Origin of the sequence: Vibrio sp. YT-17, from assembly GCF_033337375.1 — a bacterium.
Classification (GTDB): domain Bacteria; phylum Pseudomonadota; class Gammaproteobacteria; order Enterobacterales; family Vibrionaceae; genus Vibrio; species Vibrio alginolyticus.
Map to the genome: position 1 here is coordinate 1 of NZ_JAWOQP010000179.1, position 1099 is coordinate 1099.

At 49.2% G+C, this 1099-nt stretch carries 1 protein-coding gene; it reads right to left on the reverse strand.

The genetic code is table 11. From position 1 onward, the window contains the following. The coding region (locus R7F67_RS24795; RefSeq protein ID WP_318057527.1) for a hypothetical protein at positions 1-1099 on the reverse strand (1099 nt) is incomplete at both ends.

The window sequence follows — 1099 nt, forward strand, 5'->3', positions numbered from 1 at the left end:
AGAGATAACACTCGCGCTTACACTCCAATCTTTCAGTGCTACTTTTTCAGTGCCGTCCGCGGTCTCAACCAAATAGCTACTAATAGTATCGCGCACATCCACCAGCTCATTATTGGTGGTTACGTTGCGAATTCGCATCTGATAGCGCACTTCCGAGCCCGGCGTGTACGTCGGAGTGTCCGTCGACTTTTGCGCCAGCAGATTCGAAGGTCCCGGATCAAGCACGACAGCATTACTGTCCACGCCTGCAACTTTTGCTACGTTCGTTATTGCGCCCGTTGCATCCGCCGCAACCGTGCCATCAATTTCAAAGACAACGGTATCGCCTGGCATCAGATCGAATGCTGCGTTTAAAGGTACATTGCCTTGATACTGACCATTGATGGAGAAGCGGTCTGACGTTGGTGCACTAACAATCGCCACGCTGTAATCCGTAAAAGCTGGTTTGCCATCAGACGTGTTAATCTTGTCCAGTTCATCCACAATGGTGGCACCATTAGTGGTACTTTCACCTACGTTGGTGACTGAGACTTGATACTGGATCTGGCCATTCGGATTGTAGTGACAATCAGTACCCGTCGAAGATGGGAACGTACACGTACTGCTGTCGGCGGTCGTGTTCAGCACCAGGTTTTGGAAATCTAAAACAGGTGCGACAGGAGGAATGGTTTCCGTTGTGTCACTCTGGTTGCCGGCTTTTGCGGTGTTTCCATCGATATCACCGACAGCATCAGCGCGAACTTTCCCCTTTACGGTAAATTCGATGACTTCTTCAGGCGCAATATCGACCACCAAATCCAGATCATCGGTGGCATCGTATGGTCCGATGTAGGTGTCTTGCGTGCCACTGGTACCAACAGAGGTAAAGACGTGGCTGATTTCAGATTCTGAAAATGCCGATTTCGTTGTGTCACCAATAACTTCAACACGAACATTAGAGATGATGTCTTGAATCGCGGCCTCATCACGCCATACAGGTTCGGTGTTGGTCACCGTAAACTTATACACCACCTCATCTTCTGGTTTATAAGTGTCTCCCGCTGCGTAAGGTTTACCAGCAATCGAAACGATCTCTTTGTTAACGGCTAGATTGCTGCCT